The sequence below is a fragment of the Mesobacillus subterraneus genome, assembly GCF_023715485.1.
Taxonomy (GTDB): Bacteria; Bacillota; Bacilli; order Bacillales; family Cytobacillaceae; genus Mesobacillus; species Mesobacillus subterraneus_B.
Window position 1 is genome coordinate 1 of record NZ_JAMBOF010000009.1, and the last position, 18,037, is coordinate 18,037.

Genomic DNA, 18,037 nt, shown 5'->3' on the forward strand with positions numbered 1-18,037 from the left:
GGAGGTTTGCCGCTCGCTTCCTTCAGATTCCGCGTCACCACGGACACCCTTGCGTTAAGCTAACCACTACTACTGCCTTCATGGCTCGGGACTTGCACCCTATAGACTGCACCCATGCCGGGCGCACGTAAAAAACAGCAGCTCCAAAAGGATCTGCTGTTTGAAATTACATTTTTGGCAATTCGCCATTCGGGCTGATTAATGAAACCGAATAATTGTCAGTGAAAATATTGTTAGCCATGCTATCGACACTTAACTTTGTCACCTGGTCAATTTGTTCCACGATTTCATCAAGAGATCTGTGCCTTCCAAGCAGAAGTTCATTTTTCCCGTTCCTGCTCATGCGGCTGTTTGTGCTCTCAAGACTCAGCATCAGGCTGCCTTTAAGCTGCTCTTTGCTGTTGTTGAGCTCCTTTTCTGTTATGCCATCAGCGCGAAGCTTGGAGAGAGTTTCCTGAATCGTTTCATATAAAACATTCAGCTGGTTCGCTCCAGTCCCACCATAGATCGTCACAATGCCGCTGTCAAGGTAGGCAGAGTGGTAAGAAAACACTGAATAAGCGAGGCCGCGCTGTTCCCGTACATCCTGGAACAATCGGCTGCTCATGCTTCCGCCAAGGACGTTATTCAGCACAATCAGGCTGTAGACATCCTTGTGGCCAATCTGCAAACCTTCAAATCCGAGGCAAAGGTGGGCTTGTTCTGTTTCTTTTTTGCGTGAAATCTTGCTTGCATGGAATTCGGGCTTCACATGCTCGATCTTTTTCTTGCTTGCTTCATATGAGCCAAAGAATTGTTCGGCATTGTTGATGAATGATTCTGGAACATTACCAGCAATCGAAATTACGACATTTTCAGGTGTATATGTTTCATGCATATACTGCTCCAGCTTTTCTCCGGAAAAGCTTTGGAGAGTTTCCTCCGTCCCGAGGATTGGATAGCCCAGAGGATGGTCGCTGTATATTGCCTTGCTCAGCAGGTCGTGAACGATATCATCTGGTGTATCTTCGTACATTTTAATTTCTTCATTTACAACGTTCTTCTCTTTATTAAGCTCTTCAGAATCAAAAGTGGAATTAAAGAACATGTCAGCTAATACTTCAAGAGCAAATGGAGCGTGATTGTCCAGCACTTTTGCGTAATAGCACGTATATTCCTTGGAAGTAAAGGCATTTACCTGTCCGCCGATGCTGTCGAAGGATTCAGCGATTTCTCTTGCCGACCTTGTTTTTGTGCCTTTAAAGAACATATGCTCTAGGAAATGTGAGATCCCATTATTCTCGGGGTTTTCATTCCGAGATCCTGTACCGATCCATACACCGATCGCGACCGAACGAACAGTCGGAATTTGTTCAAGTACAATTCTTACACCATTTTGGCATGTATATTTCTTTATCAATTATATTCCTCCTCTGGAACCTGCTGCTAAAAATACTGCATTTCATAAGTATAGTCCATTTAACTTACTTTTTCCAAATACAATGCTATTCTTTCATTTTTTTTGACATTACCCTATTTTCACTCAACATATCTGAAACTGTGCCAATTTGCAAATCTTTATCCTTGATTTGCGTAATTAGCTGATCGAGCGACGCTGAAGTAGATTCTGTAGGATGCATCAATATCATTGCTCCATTATGGACTTTTCCCATCACCCTGCTGATCAGCTTTTCTGGGGAAGGTTTCTGCCAATCGATTGTATCCACACTCCACATAACGGTTCCTAATTTGTGGGCAGCTGCAATTTCAACTACTTCATCTTTATAATAACCGCTTGGTGGGGCAAACCACTTTGTTTTCACCCCTGTTACAGCCTCAATCACTTCGTCCGTTCTCTTAATTTCCTCATTGATTTCCGGAGGGGAAAGCTGTTTCATATTAGGATGTGTATAGGAATGGTTACCTATCTCATGACCGGCCTCAGCTATCATCTTCGCCATCCCTGGATTATTTTTAACCCATCTCCCCTCGAGGAAAAAACTCGCGGTTACATTATGCTTCTTTAGTGTAGCAAGCATTCCTGAAAGGTATTCATTCCCCCAGGCCACATTGATGATAAAGCTTACCATGGGTTTTTCCGGATGCCCTTTATAAATGGCCATAGGCGGCAGGTCACTCAAATGCACCTCTGGAGGAACCTGTTTGTAGACCAGCTTTTCTTGATTGAATTTACCTTCTTTTTTCATCTTCTTATAGGATTCATCAACATCGACTTTTAGGCCATTATAGCCAGGAATCGCTTTCCAGACCGGATCCTTCCTTGCATTTGAAGCTTTAATCTCATATTCCTTCGCTTTTGTTTCTATTTCTGCAATCAATGAATTTTCATGTCCAGCTACAGCGAGAGTCTCCGTTTTCAGCCCCGCAACATATGTACTAGAAAATGGGTTATTTACCGTGATCCAAGCTCCGAGTAACAACGCAGAAATCAACACAAGCCTTCTCATATCCTTGCCCCCCTCATTTGTTAAATTAATTGCGCAGGGCCTTCCAGCCAAGCTCTTTTCCAGACGATTTATTATCATATTTTTTTAGCTGAATATACGAAATGGACCTTATTTTACATTATGAAGGGAGAGGACAAGGTAGAACGAAAGAGAGTGGGAAGGAACCGAAAATACATGTAAAAAGGCCAGGGGTTTCCCCTGGCCTCGTTGATTGAATTATTCTTTTTCAGCCTTTTCGCGCTGATCTTTTAAGACTGCTTTACGTGAAAGATTAACCCTGCCTTGCTTATCGATTTCTGTGACCTTAACAAGGATTTCGTCACCAAGCTTAAGGATATCCTCCACTTTTCCAACTCGCTCTTCAGCAAGCTCGGAAATGTGGACCAGTCCATCTTTTCCTGGGAAGATTTCTACGAAAGCACCGAATTTTTCGATTCGGCGAACTTTACCAAGGTACATCTCTCCGACTTCAACTTCGCGGACGATATCTTCGATGATTTTCTTTGCCCTTTGGATCATTTCTTCATCTACGGAACCGATGAATACCGTACCATCTTGTTCGATATCAATCTTAACGCCAGTTTCTTCAATGATCTTATTGATCTGTTTTCCGCTTGGCCCAATGACGTCACGGATTTTATCTGGCTTGATCCACATAGTAATGATTTTAGGCGCATATTTTGAAAGCTGTTCGCGTGGTTCTTTTAGTGTTGCGAGCATTGACTCAAGAATTTGCATACGGCCAATTTGAGCCTGCTGCAAAGCTTCTTCCAGGATCTCGCGGGATAAGCCATCAATCTTGATGTCCATCTGCAATGCCGTCACACCCTTGGCAGTACCTGCAACTTTGAAGTCCATATCGCCAAGGTGGTCTTCCATACCCTGGATATCAGTCAGGATCGAATAATGCTCTCCTGATTTAATAAGGCCCATTGCAATTCCGGCAACTGGTGCTTTAATCGGCACCCCTGCATCCATCAATGCTAATGTACTTGCGCAAATACTAGCCTGTGAAGTAGAACCATTAGATTCCAGTACTTCTGACACTAGACGGACGGTATATGGGAAATCTTTTTCATTAGGGATAACAGGTTCAAGTGCACGTTCACCCAATGCACCGTGTCCGATTTCACGTCGGCCTGGTCCACGGATCGGTCCAGTTTCACCTACAGAGAATAACGGGAAGTTATAATGGTGCATAAAGCGTTTTTCCTCTTCGATTCCTAGACCGTCAAGGATTTGAACATCACCCATCGCTCCAAGCGTACAAATGCTCAAAGCCTGTGTTTGTCCCCTTGTGAACAAGCCAGAACCATGTGTCCTAGGCAACAATCCAACCTCAGATGAAAGCGGGCGGATTTCTTCTAGTTTACGTCCATCAGGACGAACTTTATCTTCTGTAATCAAACGGCGGACTTCGCCTTTGACGATTTTATCAAGGATTTGTTTCACCATTTTAAGCTGGTCTGCATCAGCTTCTTGCTCTTCAAATCGAGCAATAACGGAATTTTTCACTTCTTTGATTGCGTCTTCGCGTGCATGCTTTTCTTGTACCTGGATTGCAGCCAGCATGTCTTGTTCGCAAATTCCGCGAACTTCCGCTTCTAATTCTTTGTCTAGTTCAAAGAGAGTGATTTCGCGCTTCTCTTTACCAACTTGTGCAACGATTTCCTGTTGGAAAGCAATCAGACGCTTGATTTCGTCATGTCCGAACATGATCGCTTCAAGCATTACTTCTTCAGGAACCTCATCAGCACCAGCTTCAACCATGTTGATCGCATCCATTGTACCTGCAACGACAAGATGCATATCACTCTTTTCTGTTTCTTCAACAGATGGATTGATGATGAATTTTCCATCAATTCTTCCAACTGTCACACCAGCGATTGGCCCTTCAAACGGGATATCGGAAACACATAGAGCCAGTGATGAACCAAACATTGCAGCCATTTCAGATGAACAATTTTGATCCACACTCATGACGATGCTGATTACCTGGACATCATTACGGAAGCCATCTGCGAATAAAGGGCGAATTGGACGGTCAATCAAGCGGCTGGCAAGAATAGCCTTTTCGCTTGGACGTCCCTCACGCTTAATAAAGCCGCCTGGTATTTTACCAACAGCATATAATCTCTCTTCATAATTCACTGTGAGCGGGAAGAAGTCTAAATTCTTCGGCTCTTTTGAAGCTGTTGCTGTACTTAGGACAGCAGTATCGCCATAACGGACAAGGACTGCGCCATTTGCCTGCTTTGCAAGCTGTCCGATTTCGACTGTAAGCTTGCGCCCTGCCCAGTCAAAGGAAAAACTTTGTTTTTCTTGTTCCATGCTTTATAGCCCCTCTCTACCATAAAATCCATCCAGGAGTGTCCCTGGGAAATATTCAAAACAGCACCTATGCATGTCTTATAACAAATATACCTTTATTATGTAGAATAAAACACTAACGATACCATGTTAACACCGCATCGATTCTGCTTGTCCTTTTACTGAGCTTGGCCGTTTACGGCCGTCCAGTAAAAGAACTTCTACATTAAAAAGGAATCTATCAGCCAAAGTTTACGAATAGCGCTTTAACAAAAGACTTTTATGTTATATTATGCTCCAAATAGGAACGGTTCATATCAATAGATTGTTATGTATCTTACAAAAATTTTGCCTAATAAAAAAGCGGGAAAAATCCCGCTTTAACAGACTATCTACGTAGACCAAGCTTGTTGATTAACTCGCGGTAACGAGAAACGTCCTTGTTACGAAGGTAAGTCAATAGGTTACGACGTTTACCTACCATTTTTAAAAGGCCGCGACGTGAGTGGTGGTCCTTTTTGTGAACGCGTAAGTGATCGTTCAATGTGTTGATTTCTGCAGTAAGGACAGCGATTTGAACTTCTGGAGATCCAGTGTCACTTTCGTGAACCTTGAATTCATTGATAAGTTCGTTTTTACGTGCTTTTGTGATTGCCATCCGTGTTCACCTCCTGAATTGTAATCCCCTGTTACCGAGCAAGCGTCGGTGACTCGACTTGCCAAGCAAAGGTTCTTTTTTGATACGTTAATAAGAATACATCTTTTTACGACAAAAAGCAAGTCTAACCCTTGTTTTTTTCAAAGTAGACAATCGCTTCCTGCTTATCTTTTTCTATTTGGGCGACAAGCTGCTGGATCCCTTCAAATTTCTGTTCATTCCTTAAGCGCAGGTGCCATTCAACCGAGGCTGACTTTCCATAGATCTCTTCATTGAAATTAAAAATATGGACTTCAGTTGAAGGTTTATCCTTTTTATCCTGATGGAAGGTCGGCTTATAGCCAACATTGCAGACACCTTCGTGCCACTGTCCTTCTATCTCGATTTTGACGGCATATACTCCTGTAGGCGGCAGAATGTATTGGTCATCCATCGCGACATTAGCGGTTGGGAACCCAATTGTCCGTCCTCGCTTCTCTCCATTGACAACTGTTCCTCTTGTTTTATAAAACCTGCCAAGCAATGATGGCATCGAGTCCACTTTTCCGTCTCTCAGCAAGCTTCGAATCAAGGTAGAACTGATTTTTTCTTCTGCAGGCGTTGCCAGCTTAGGAATCTCTGTGAAATCGAACTGGTCCCGCGAGTGGAATTGAATGGTTTCCATCGTGCCTTTTCCCATTTTCCCATAAGTATAGTCAAATCCTGCAACAACATGCTGGACATTCAGCCTGATAATATATTGATCGATGAATTCCTGAGGAAGAAGGCTGGAAAATTCGGTTGTGAAATGGACAACGAATAAGTAATCCACTCCCAAGCTTTCAATTACTCTCGCTTTTTCATCGAGTGGTGTTATGTACTCAATATGCTTAACACTTTTCCCAAGCACAACGGAAGGATGGGGATCGAATGTCATGACTGCACTCTTCATCCCTCTTGCATCCGCGGTTCTCTTTGCTTCCATAATTACCTGTTGATGACCTAAATGGACTCCATCAAAATAACCGAGTGCCATTGCCAAGGCCGGGAAATCCTGTTTTTCAAATTCATGAGGATGGTATAGTTTAATCAATTCCACGAATTTACTCACCTTTTCTGAACCAGCTGCTCTATCATAATGGCTGTTTTCACATTTATTGTTGCTGTTCGGACCAAGCGATTCCCCTGTTTCTGTTTGCCTTCGAGTCTTTTTCGAGAGGTTCCTGATCCAGGGAAGTCATTATTAATGTATAAGATAATAGTCGATTTAACGCTTGATTGTGAAAGGAACAAAGTATACGAAAAGAGCCTTATTATTCATTTCTTAAAACTTTATCGGGCTTCATCATTCCAATTTTGGTTGGATGTTCCCTGTAAATCGCGAGCGCTTGTCCGTCTTCTGTTTCAACCACAATTGGACCGCTTGTTCCCTTCAAATCCTGAGGAATTTCAAGGAGCGCCCCATTTTTCACTTTCTCTGCTACTTTATCATTTATGCGATATTTCGGCAAATAAGAAATACCTGCTTCCAATGGGTGAAGTGCAGTTTGGATCGTACCCTCCTCTGACATGGCTTCAAGCTGACCAAACGTAAAGCAATCCACCAGTGTAAACTCCGCAGACTGAGTCCTTATTAGAGAAGACATGTGAGCTGGATAACCAAGCTTTTCCCCGAGATCCACAGCCAGAGTCCTGATGTAGGTCCCTTTACTGCATGAAACACGAAACTTAAAGCTCACAAGATCACCTTCAAACAATTCCCTGTCATCGAGAAGCTCGATGCTGTAAATGGTCACCTTTCTGGTTGGCCTTTCGATCTCGATCCCTTGTCTGGCATATTCATATAGTTTCTTGCCGTTCACCTTAACAGCCGAATACATTGGAGGTGTTTGTTCTATTTCCCCTATAAAGGATTTAAGTACATGTTCAATTTCACTTCTGGGAATGGTCCGGTCTACGGATTTTTCTTCTATTTTCTCACCAGAAGCATCCTCCGTTGTGGTTGTAAACCCAAGAGTCACTTCGCCTTCATAGGATTTGCCTGCATCGGTGATATACTCAGCAATTTTAGTTGCCTTTCCGACACAGATAGGCAACACACCAGTTACATCAGGATCCAGAGTTCCCGTATGTCCTACCTTTTTGGTTCTTAACAGCTTCCTAAGTTTAAAAACACAATCATGCGAGGTCATGCCCGCCGGTTTAAAAAGAGGCAGAATTCCTTCCATGCTCTATCCTCCTGAGTTCTTTTTTTTGGTGGTACTATCAAGCCTAAGTATTCAAAAAAATGGATAGACAAGGTGTCTATCCATCTCTTAGCTAGATCGTGAGAGGCCCTTAGATGAGCAGGGCTCCACAATCCTTCATTTTCTTCTTATTCATCCCCATCGGACTGTTCTTCTCTTTGCAGCTCATGGATCAATGAATTGATCCTGTTGCCGTACGCCATCGATTCATCAAATTCAAAGATCAGTTCTGGCGTTTTTCTGAGACGAATCCTTTGGCCGATTTCAGTCCTGATAAAGCCTTTTGCTTTAGCCAGGCCCTTAAGGGTATTTTCTCTCTGCTCCTCGTCGCCTAAGACAGAGATGTAAACCTTTGCCTGCTGAAGATCACCTGTGACCTGGACATCTGTGACCGTCACAAAACCAATTCGCGGGTCCTTGATTTTACGGCTGATGATGTCGCCCAGTTCTTTCTTCATCTGTTCCCCAACACGGTTTACTCTATGAGCCATTTCAATCACCTCGTTCTATTAAAGCCATTCTATTTCGGTGATGGTACGTTCGATCTCCGGAAAAGAATCAATCATTTTCAGCGCGTTCTGCAGCTCCCGTTCAGTTGAAACCTTCGATGAAGATACAGCAGCAACAGCAATTGTTGTTCGCTGCCATACATCTTGGTGATCTACCTCAGAGACAGAAACATTATATTTCTGCTTCAGTCTAGTAATAATCCGCTGCAGGACGGCTCTCTTTTCTTTTAGAGAATGAGCATCATATATGATGCATTCACAGGCTGCTAAGCCTACTACCATTAACGTTCCACTTCTTCCATGATATATGCTTCAACAACATCGCCTTCTTTTAGGTCATTGAAGTTTTTAATGGTAATACCGCACTCGTAGCCTTGTGCAACTTCCTTAGCATCATCTTTGAAACGTTTTAACGCATCAATCTGTCCTTCGAAGATAACTACTCCGTCACGGATCAGACGAACTCCGCTGTCACGGGTAATTTTACCGTCAGTGACATATGAACCACCAATCGTTCCGATTTTTGAAACCTTGAAAGTCTGGCGGATTTCAGCCTGGCCAATAATCTTTTCAGCATAAACCGGATCAAGCATACCCTTCATTGCTGATTCGATTTCTTCGATTACTTTATAGATAATGCGGTGCAGACGGATATCGACTTTTTCTGATTCCGCCGCTCGCTTCGCATTATTGTCAGGACGCACGTTAAAACCGATGACAATACCATTGGATGCTGCTGCAAGTGTGATGTCAGACTCATTGATCGCACCAACACCAGTGTGAATGATTCTTACATTTACACCTTCAACATCCAGTTTTTGCAATGCTGCTGCAAGTGCTTCAACTGAACCTTGAACGTCGGCTTTAATGATTAGATTTAAGTCTTTCATTTCCCCTTGTTTCATGTGTTCAAACAAAGTATCAAGACTTACGCGGGCTTTTTCGCTTCTTTGTGCCTGAACTGCCTGTGAAGAACGGATTTCTCCAACCTGGCGGGCAGTCTTTTCATCATCAAATACTACGAAGCGATCTCCAGCCTGTGGAACATCGTTCAAGCCTGTGATTTCTACAGGTGCTGACGGGCCTGCTTCCTTAACACGGCGGCCAAGATCATTGACCATTGCACGTACTCGGCCGAAAGTATTGCCGACAACGATTGGGTCGCCAATCTTAAGTGTACCGTTCTGGACAAGCAATGTAGCAACCGAGCCACGGCCTTTATCCAGCTGCGCCTCGATAACAGTACCGATCGCATTTCTATTAGGATTTGCTTTATATTCTTCAACTTCTCCGACTAGTAAAATCATTTCCAGAAGACTGTCAAGACCTTCTCCAGTTAATGCGGAAATCGGAACAAAGATCGTTTCTCCGCCCCATGACTCTGGTACAAGTCCATATTCTGTCAGTTCCTGCATTACGCGGTCAGGATTCGCAGTTGGTTTGTCCATCTTATTTACAGCTACGATAATTGGAACGTTAGCAGCTTTTGCATGGTTCAATGCTTCCACTGTCTGTGGTTTGACACCATCATCAGCAGCAACTACAAGAATCGTGATATCCGTGATCTTGGCACCACGCGCACGCATAGTCGTGAAGGCCGCGTGTCCTGGTGTATCTAGGAAAGTGATTTTCTTGCCGTTTTCTTCAACCTGGTACGCACCAATGTGCTGAGTGATTCCGCCTGCTTCACCTGCAGTAACCTTTGTGTTACGGATTGAGTCAAGAAGAGTTGTTTTACCATGGTCAACGTGGCCCATGATTGTTACAACTGATGGTCTTTCTACTAATGATGCTTTGTCATCTTCAGTGAAGTAAACCTCAAGATCAGTTGCATCAACTTTGATTTCTTCTTCAACCTCAACACCATAATCAGTAGCAATCAATTCAATCGCGTCTTTATCAAGATCCTGGTTGATTGTTGCCATGACACCAAGCATGAATAACTTCTTGATGATTTCTGATGGTTCACGGTACAGCTTTTTAGCAAGCTCGGCAACCGTCAGTGACTCACTGAAAGTAATTTTAGCTGGAAGCTCTTTTACTTTCTTGACTTGAGGCTGTGCAGACTGCTGCTGTTGTTTGCCTCTGTTTTGGTTTTGCTGGTTTCTGTTTCTGTTGTTGTTCGGCTTATTTTTATTATTTTTATTAAAAGGCTGTGAGTTTTGAGGTTTCTTTGCTGCCACTCCACTCTTTACTTTTTCAGGAGTTGTTGCGCGGCGCTCGTCATCTGAAAAAGCACTGGCAGTAGTCTTCAGTTGAGCTTTTGGCTGTCCCTGCTGGTTTTGGCCTTGGTTACGGTTTTGATTCTGGTTCTGGCCCTGGTTACGGTTCTGGCCTTGATTCCTGTTCTGGTTTTGGTTTTGCCCCTGGCTTTGTCCTTGAGCAGCTTTAGGCTGGCTTTGCTGCTGCGGCTTTGCCTGTGTTTGTGGTTTTTCTTCTTTTTTAGTATAAATGGCGTCTAGTCTCCTCACGGTTTCATCTTCCATGGCAGTCATATGGTTTGAAACCTCGATGTTCATCTCTTTTAATTTAACAATCACGTCTTTACTCGATAAATTATGCTTCTTTGCATATTCATAAACGCGTGTTTTACTCATATTTTCACCCCCGCTAGAATTAATCGAGCAACGTCAACAGTTTTTTTGCAAAACCCTCGTCCAACAGGGCTACTACAACACGGGCATCCTTACCAATTGCCTGGCCAAGCTGGAACCGGTCCGGAACCATCTTGCAGGGCACATTGTATGAGTTGCACTTGTCGGTAATTTTCTTTGTAGTATTTGCGGATGCATCCGCTGAAAGCAAAATGAGTTTCGCTTTGCCGTTTCTGATTTCTTTAACGGAAAGCTCTTCCCCTGAAATAATTTTCCGTGCTCGATTGGCTAAGCCAAGCAATGACATCCATTGATTCGAATTCATCAGGATAGTCTGTTCTCCTTTTTAATGAGCTCATTAAGCTCATCATATATTGCATCGTCCACTTGCGTTTCAAGCTGCTTGGACAATATATTACGTTTCTTTGCAATCTGAACTGCTTCTTTATCTTTTGATAGATAAGCTCCACGACCTGATTTTTTCCCTGTCAAATCAATGGATACTTCTCCTTCTTTTGAGCGAACGATGCGAACGAGTTCTTTTTTCGGCCTCATTTCACCTGTAGCGACACATTTTCGCATAGGAACTTTTTTACGGCTGTTCACGACTCATTCACCTCACATTAATCGATATCTTCATCATCAAAGTCATCATTTGCAGATAATAACGGCTCATTGTCCCGCGGATAAATTCCGGACTCCCTTGCATCTGTTTCTGCTTTGATGTCAATTTTCCAGCCAGTCAGTTTTGCAGCAAGCCGAGCATTTTGCCCGCGCTTCCCAATCGCAAGCGACAGCTGGTAATCAGGTACGATGACAGTTGTAGCCTTATCAGCTTCATTCACAATGACATCTAAGACCTTGGACGGACTCAATGCATTTGCAACGAAAACAACTGGATCTTCAGACCACTTGACGATATCGATTTTTTCGCCTTTCAGCTCATTAACCACTGCCTGAACGCGATTCCCTCTAGGGCCTACACAAGAACCTACAGGGTCCACTTCTGCATTATCAGAGTGAACGGAGATTTTAGAACGGTCCCCAGCTTCACGTGCTACTGATTTAATTTCAACCGTTCCATCATAAATTTCAGGAACTTCAATCTCGAAAAGTCTCTTTAACAGCCCCGGGTGGGTTCTGGAAACGAAGATTTGCGGACCTTTAGTGGTTTTTTCAACCTTGGTGATGAATACCTTGATACGGTCGTGAGGCTTATAATGTTCGTTTGGCATCTGTTCATTCGCTGGCAGGATCGCTTCAATTTTGCCTAAGCTTACATAGATAAATTTTGGATCCTGGCGCTGGACGATACCAGTCATGATGTCTTCTTCACGATCGATGAATTCGGAATAGATAATTCCTCTTTCTGCTTCGCGGACACGCTGTGTAACGACCTGCTTAGCTGTCTGAGCAGCAATCCGTCCGAAGTCTTTTGGCGTAACTTCCAGTTCAACTACATCCTCAACCTGGTAGTTTGGATTGATACTTTGTGCTTCTTCTAGTGAAATTTCCAGACGTGGGTCGAATACTTCATCAACCACTTCTTTACGTGCAAAAACACGCATTGAACCATTGCCAAGATTAAGATCAATCCGCACGTTCTGTGCCTGGTTGAAGTTGCGGCGATATGCAGAGATCAGTGCTGCTTCAATCGCGTCAATTAAAATGTCCCTGGAAATGCCTTTTTCTTTTTCAAGAATTGTAAGAGCATCCAACAATTCGCTGGCCATGAGATATAAATCCCCCTTTTTTACTACCCAACTTGTTTTATAAATGGCTGTGTTCGCATTGATAATTGTTGTTCGAACCAAATTTTCAAACCGCATATCCCTTGAATCCGAGCTCTTTTCGAGGAGATTTCTAAACAAGGAATGCGTTTAAACTCGTAAAGATCCAAATGCCGATTTTTACTTTATGTTGTAGAAGCAACAAAGTTTACGAAAAGAGCCTTATAAATAAACTTAAGAATTGATTCTAGACAGATTATGAAAAAGTGACTGCGAGCCTAGCGCTGGCAATCTTATCAAATGGGAGTACGACTGTTTTCTTGCGAGTCTTAATCCTTACTTCAACAGTGACGGTTTCTCCATTGTAATCGGTTAACATTCCTTCGAAAGCCTTTTCCCCATCTATTGGTTCATAAGTCTTAATGAAGACATTTTTTCCGATTGCCCTTTGATAGTCCTTTTCCTTTTTCAACGGTCGTTCTGCACCTGGTGATGAAACTTCCAAAAAGTAGTTATGTGGGATTGGATCAAGGGCATCCAGCTTTTCGCTTAGGCGCTCACTCACGATGCCGCATTCTTCGATATCAATACCGTTGTCTTTATCAATGTATACGCGCAGGAACCAGTTCTTTCCTTCTTTTACGTATTCGATGTCAACCAATTCAAGTCCATTTTCAGTTAAGATGGGAGTTACTAGCTCTTCCACTACCTCGGTAACCTTGCTCATATAATCCCTCCTTTGACACAACATCTTTTACTTTCATAAGCTACATTTTTCATCATTTTTTGGTTTTTATCCCCGAAAAAGTGCGTAACAAACAAGAAAGAGCGGGTTGCCCCACTCTCATCTGCCAGAGTTATCCTCAGTATTTCCAATAAAAATATAACATAACCAGGTATTTAATGCAAACAAAGGGAAGGCGCAACGTGGTTTCAAGCAGGTACTTATCTAATTGATTTCCGCACCGGTCACTCGCTTTCCGCTGCATTCGTCAAAATTTTAGAATAAAACACCTGTTATGGTGAAGGTTCCCCAGGATATGTAAAAAAACAGACTCCCTATCGGAAGTCTATCTATAAACATGCTAAAACAACGACAGCTGATTCTGATCTGGCATGCCCTGCAGACAGCCATGGTTGTCCAGGTATTCGAGAATCGTCTTGGAAATCTTGCCTCGCTGTTGAAGGTCTTCTTTCGAGAGGAACTCTCCTTCTTCTCTGGATTTAACAATATTGATGGCAGCATTCGTTCCAAGTCCTGGTATTGCATTGAATGGCGGAATTAAAGTGTCGCCTTCAATAATAAATTCCGTCGCACTCGATTTGTATAGATCGACTTTAGCAAAACTAAAACCTCGTTCGCACATTTCAAGCGCAAGCTCCATGACTGTCATCAGGTTCTTTTCTTTTGTTGAAGCGTCCAAACCCTTGGCATTGATTTCTTCAATTACTGACCGAATGCTTTCGGATCCGCGGACCATTGCATCAACATCGAAGTCATCTGCCCTTACTGTGAAGTAGGCAGCATAGTACATAAGCGGATGGTGGACCTTGAAGTACGCAATCCTTACAGCCATCAATACATATGCTGCAGCGTGAGCTTTAGGGAACATGTACTTGATTTTCTTGCAGGAATCAATATACCATTCTGGAACCTTATTTTTTCGCATTTCCTCTTCCATTTCATCTGTCAATCCTTTACCTTTACGGACTGATTCCATGATTTTGAAAGCAAAGGCCGGTTCAAGGCCCTGGTAGATAAGGTATACCATGATATCATCACGGCAGCCGATTACTTCGCTAAGGTTGCATATATTGTTATGGATCAATTCCTGGGCATTTCCCAGCCATACGTCCGTGCCATGGGAAAGACCGGAAATCTGTACAAGCTCCGAGAAAGTGGTTGGCTTTGTATCTTCGAGCATCTGGCGGACGAACCGAGTTCCGAATTCAGGAATACCAAGCGAACCTGTCTTGGATATAATTTGCTGCTCAGTGACTCCCAAAGATTCGGTTCCACTGAATATCTTCATGACTTCAGGATCATCAGTCGGGATCGTCTTCGGATCGATGCCGCTCAAATCCTGGAGCATCCTGATCACTGTCGGGTCATCGTGTCCCAGAATATCGAGCTTCAAAAGATTATCATGGATGGAGTGGAAATCAAAATGGGTTGTTTTCCATTCGGAAGTGTTACTGTCCGCCGGAAACTGGATTGGCGAAAAGTCGTAAATATCCATGTAATCCGGAACAACGATGATTCCCCCCGGGTGCTGACCTGTCGTTCTTTTGACACCAGTACACCCAGAAGCAAGACGATCGATTTCCGCGCCGCGAAGCGTAAGATTGTTATCACCCTGATAGCCTTTAACATAGCCATAGGCTGTTTTATCAGCAACGGTGCCAATTGTTCCAGCGCGATAAACGTATTCTTCACCGAACAAAACCTTTGTATAGTTATGGGCGCGCGGCTGATATTCACCAGAGAAATTCAAGTCAATATCGGGAACCTTGTCCCCTTTAAATCCAAGGAAAGTTTCAAACGGGATATCATGGCCGTCTTTAGTATACTTTATTCCGCAGTCTGGACAGTCTTTATCAGGCAGGTCGAAACCTGAGCCGACTGATCCATCATTGAAGAACTCCGATTTTTTGCATTTCGGACATACATAATGCGGCGGAAGCGGATTTACCTCGGTAATTTCCGTCATCGTCGCAACGAAAGATGATCCTACCGATCCACGGGAACCCACAAGATAGCCATCATCCAATGACTTTTTTACAAGCTTATGCGAAATCAGGTAAATAACCGCAAAGCCGTTGTCAATGATACTTTTCAATTCTTTTTCAAGACGCGCTTCGACGATTTCCGGCAAATTCTCACCGTAAATCTTCCTGGCCATGCCGTAGCTCATGCTGCGCATCTCTTCATCCGCACCTTCAATTTTCGGAGTGTAAAGATCATCTTTGATTGGCTTGATGACATCAATCATGTCAGCAATTTTGTTCGTATTCTCGACAACAATCTCTTTCGCTTTGTCTTCTCCTAAAAACTTGAATGCATCAAGCATTTCATTCGTAGTCCTGAAGTGGACATCGGGAAGCTGGTGGCGATTCAGCGGGTTTGCGCCGCCCTGGGAATTGATTAAAATCTTGCGGTAGATTTTATCATTTTCATTCAGGTAGTGTACATTCCCTGTAGCTACTACTGGCAGCTCAAGTTTTTCACCAAGCTTTACGATATTTGTAATAATATCTTCTAGTGCCTTTTGGTCACGCACTAACTCCAACTCCAAAAGATGGGCGTAAACGGCTTTAGGATGAACTTCTAGATAATCATAGAAATGGGCAGCTTCTTCAACCTCGTCAGGTCCTTTTTGCATCATACCCTCAAACACTTCACCTTTATCGCAGCCCGATCCGATCAGGATCCCTTCACGGTGTTTGTTTAAAACAGATCTCGGTATCCGCGGCACACGGTAAAAATAATCAATATGTGCTATTGATACTAATTTAAAGATGTTTTTCATGCCGACTTCATTCTGGGCCAGCAACGTTGCATGGTAAGGACGTGCCCGCTGGTAGGCTTTTCCCTGTCCCATATTGTCATTCAGCTGGTCATGGTACTCCAGACCTTTTTCGCCAGCATCCTTGAGCATCCGGAGCAATAGATAGCCTGTTGCCTCGGCATCATAGATCGCACGGTGATGCTGTGTCAATTCAATATCAAATTTCTTGGCCAAAGTATTCAATCTGTGGTTCTTCATGTCTGGATACAGGAAACGGCCAAGTTCGAGTGTATCGATAACCGGATTAGGCGCCTTGCCCATTCCTATTTTTTTATATCCCACGTTGAGGAAGCCCATATCAAAAGAAGCATTGTGCGCTACTAATACGCTATCTCCTGTCCAATCCTTGAACTTCTGCAAGACTTCACTTACTTCTGGGGCGTTCCTGACCATGTCATCAGTAATGCCTGTCAAGTTGATCGTGGTTGCTGATAAACGATGATGCGGGTTTGCAAACGATTCAAAGCGGTCAATGATTTCACCATTATGAATTTTTACTGCTGCAAGTTCGATGATCGTGTCATACACAGCTGAAAGACCAGTTGTTTCAACGTCGAAAACAACATACGTATCTTCAGTTAAAAGTCTGTGCGCATCGTTATAAGCTATTGGCACCCCATCATCCACAAGGTTGATTTCAACACCATACAAAATCTTGATGCCATTTTTCTTTCCTGCACCGAAAGCTTCCGGGTAGGATTGGACAACAGCATGATCTGTGATCGCAATCGCTTTGTGTCCCCATTTCGCCGCCTGTGCCACAAGGGCGCTCACTGGTGTCACTGCATCCATCTGGCTCATAGGTGAGTGAAGATGAAGTTCTACACGCTTTTCTCCTTCGGGAGCAGTGTCGATTCTTCCCTTCGCCTTAATTTCGTTTATGTCATTTCCAATCATGACTAAATCGCGTACAAAAGTATCATTCTGGATGCTGCCGCGTACCTTCAGCCACATACCCTTCGTAACACGCTGATAAAGAGCTGCATCTTCCTTATCGCGAGAGAACATTTTAACCATGATTGAACTTGTATAGTCAGTAATTTTAAATGTTAAAAGCGTTCTGCCGCTGCGGAGCTCCTTCGTTTCAGCAAAGAAAACATACCCTTCAACTGCTACACGGCGCTCTTCATCGACAATTTCTTCAAGCTTGCGGAAGTCAGCGTCATCCTTGATCGTCAGGCCGATCGTAAGCGGGCCTTCTTGCGGTGCACCGTCACCCTGTGCTTTTTCCGCTTCTTTCTTCTGCATTTCGATCATCGCCATTAGACCGCGTTCCTGGTCTTCCTTCTCTTTCGCTTTCATGAATTTTTCATATTCATCTGAAGCGTTGCTTTCGCTTACTTCGGTATCGATTGTTAACAGCGGGAATCCTAAACCCTGGTAGATTTCTGAAATGATGCTGGAGTACTTTCTTTTGATGGCAAGTCCTTCAGTTTCATTTCGAACACTTAGTACCAGTTTTGTTCCCTGGATTTTTGGAAACTGTTCATTCAGCAGTTTTAAAAGCGGAGGTGCAATTCCGTCTATTTCTTTAATGCAGACCTTCCAGTAATCCAGGATTTCCTGTTCACTGATCGCCTGCTCAAGTACTTTTACTGTGTATGAAATTTTTGCAATATGCGAGAATGTTTGTTCCAGCTTACTTGTAAAAGTGCTATAAAGCTGGCAAGGGACAATTTTTTCGAACTGGAAATAGAAATGCCATCTCCTTGCTTGTTTTTCAATTACTACTCTGTCAATTTCAGCATTGTGAAAATGAGTGACAATCGCATCTTCTGTAAGCTGCAGCTGCTGCAGCAGGAGCTGAAACCTTTCTTTTTTCCCCGAAGAAAGATCACCCATGGTTATATCTCTCCCATCTGAAAAGCTTGAAATATCTATCTATCAGGCTAATTGCCTTATATCTAATGACTTAAAATTGTCCATTTGTGGTTATTAGCAATCGTTATTATAACATAAAAAGAATGTGCCGTTAGACAGTGTTTGAATTTTACC

General features: G+C 43.2%; 14 protein-coding genes. All 14 read right to left on the minus strand.

All coding sequences use genetic code 11. The features are described 5' to 3' along the window. Positions 1-166: 166 nt before the first annotated feature. Entirely contained in the window at positions 167-1,399 is a 1,233-nt protein-coding gene (locus M3204_RS14140) for a M16 family metallopeptidase (RefSeq protein ID WP_251482902.1), read from the minus strand. Between the two features lie 85 nt (positions 1,400-1,484). After that, positions 1,485-2,447 carry a polysaccharide deacetylase family protein gene (locus M3204_RS14145; RefSeq protein ID WP_251482904.1) on the minus strand — a complete coding sequence of 321 codons (963 nt, stop codon included), beginning with the start codon at positions 2,445-2,447 and terminating at the stop codon, positions 1,485-1,487. A gap of 216 nt (positions 2,448-2,663) precedes the next feature. Then, positions 2,664-4,778 (minus strand): polyribonucleotide nucleotidyltransferase, encoded by a 2,115-nt coding sequence (gene pnp / locus M3204_RS14150; protein WP_251482906.1) that lies wholly within the window; start codon positions 4,776-4,778, stop codon positions 2,664-2,666. 367 nt (positions 4,779-5,145) lie between these two features. Next, positions 5,146-5,415, minus strand: a complete 270-nt coding sequence (rpsO, locus tag M3204_RS14155; RefSeq protein ID WP_251482909.1) for a 30S ribosomal protein S15 — start codon at positions 5,413-5,415, stop codon at positions 5,146-5,148. 124 nt (positions 5,416-5,539) lie between these two features. Further along, positions 5,540-6,493 carry a bifunctional riboflavin kinase/FAD synthetase gene (ribF, locus tag M3204_RS14160; RefSeq protein ID WP_251482912.1) on the minus strand — a complete coding sequence of 318 codons (954 nt, stop codon included), beginning with the start codon at positions 6,491-6,493 and terminating at the stop codon, positions 5,540-5,542. Between the two features lie 214 nt (positions 6,494-6,707). Beyond that, positions 6,708-7,622 carry a tRNA pseudouridine(55) synthase TruB gene (gene truB / locus M3204_RS14165; protein ID WP_251482915.1) on the minus strand — a complete coding sequence of 305 codons (915 nt, stop codon included), beginning with the start codon at positions 7,620-7,622 and terminating at the stop codon, positions 6,708-6,710. A 146-nt stretch (positions 7,623-7,768) separates the two neighbouring features. After that, entirely contained in the window at positions 7,769-8,131 is a 363-nt protein-coding gene (gene rbfA, locus M3204_RS14170) for a 30S ribosome-binding factor RbfA (RefSeq protein WP_251482917.1), read from the minus strand. Between the two features lie 18 nt (positions 8,132-8,149). Then, entirely contained in the window at positions 8,150-8,431 is a 282-nt protein-coding gene (locus tag M3204_RS14175) for a DUF503 domain-containing protein (protein WP_251482919.1), read from the minus strand. Beyond that, positions 8,431-10,746, minus strand: coding sequence for a translation initiation factor IF-2 (gene infB / locus M3204_RS14180; RefSeq protein ID WP_251482921.1), 2,316 nt, complete (start codon positions 10,744-10,746; stop codon positions 8,431-8,433). Before infB ends, M3204_RS14175 begins: the two co-directional genes overlap by 1 nt. Before the next feature lie 19 nt (positions 10,747-10,765). Beyond that, a complete protein-coding gene (locus tag M3204_RS14185) occupies positions 10,766-11,068 on the minus strand; it encodes a YlxQ family RNA-binding protein (protein ID WP_251482923.1) in 303 nt (100 codons plus the stop codon). Next, positions 11,068-11,349, minus strand: coding sequence for an RNase P modulator RnpM (rnpM, locus tag M3204_RS14190; protein ID WP_251482924.1), 282 nt, complete (start codon positions 11,347-11,349; stop codon positions 11,068-11,070). The genes M3204_RS14185 and rnpM overlap by 1 nt, the downstream gene beginning before the upstream one ends. 17 nt (positions 11,350-11,366) lie before the next feature. Beyond that, positions 11,367-12,476, minus strand: coding sequence for a transcription termination factor NusA (gene nusA / locus M3204_RS14195; protein ID WP_251482926.1), 1,110 nt, complete (start codon positions 12,474-12,476; stop codon positions 11,367-11,369). A gap of 253 nt (positions 12,477-12,729) precedes the next feature. Then, on the minus strand, positions 12,730-13,200 hold the full coding sequence (gene rimP, locus M3204_RS14200) for a ribosome maturation factor RimP (protein ID WP_251482928.1): 471 nt from the start codon (positions 13,198-13,200) through the stop codon (positions 12,730-12,732). 358 nt (positions 13,201-13,558) lie between these two features. Continuing rightward, positions 13,559-17,884 (minus strand): PolC-type DNA polymerase III, encoded by a 4,326-nt coding sequence (locus M3204_RS14205; RefSeq protein ID WP_251482930.1) that lies wholly within the window; start codon positions 17,882-17,884, stop codon positions 13,559-13,561. Positions 17,885-18,037 lie beyond the last annotated feature (153 nt).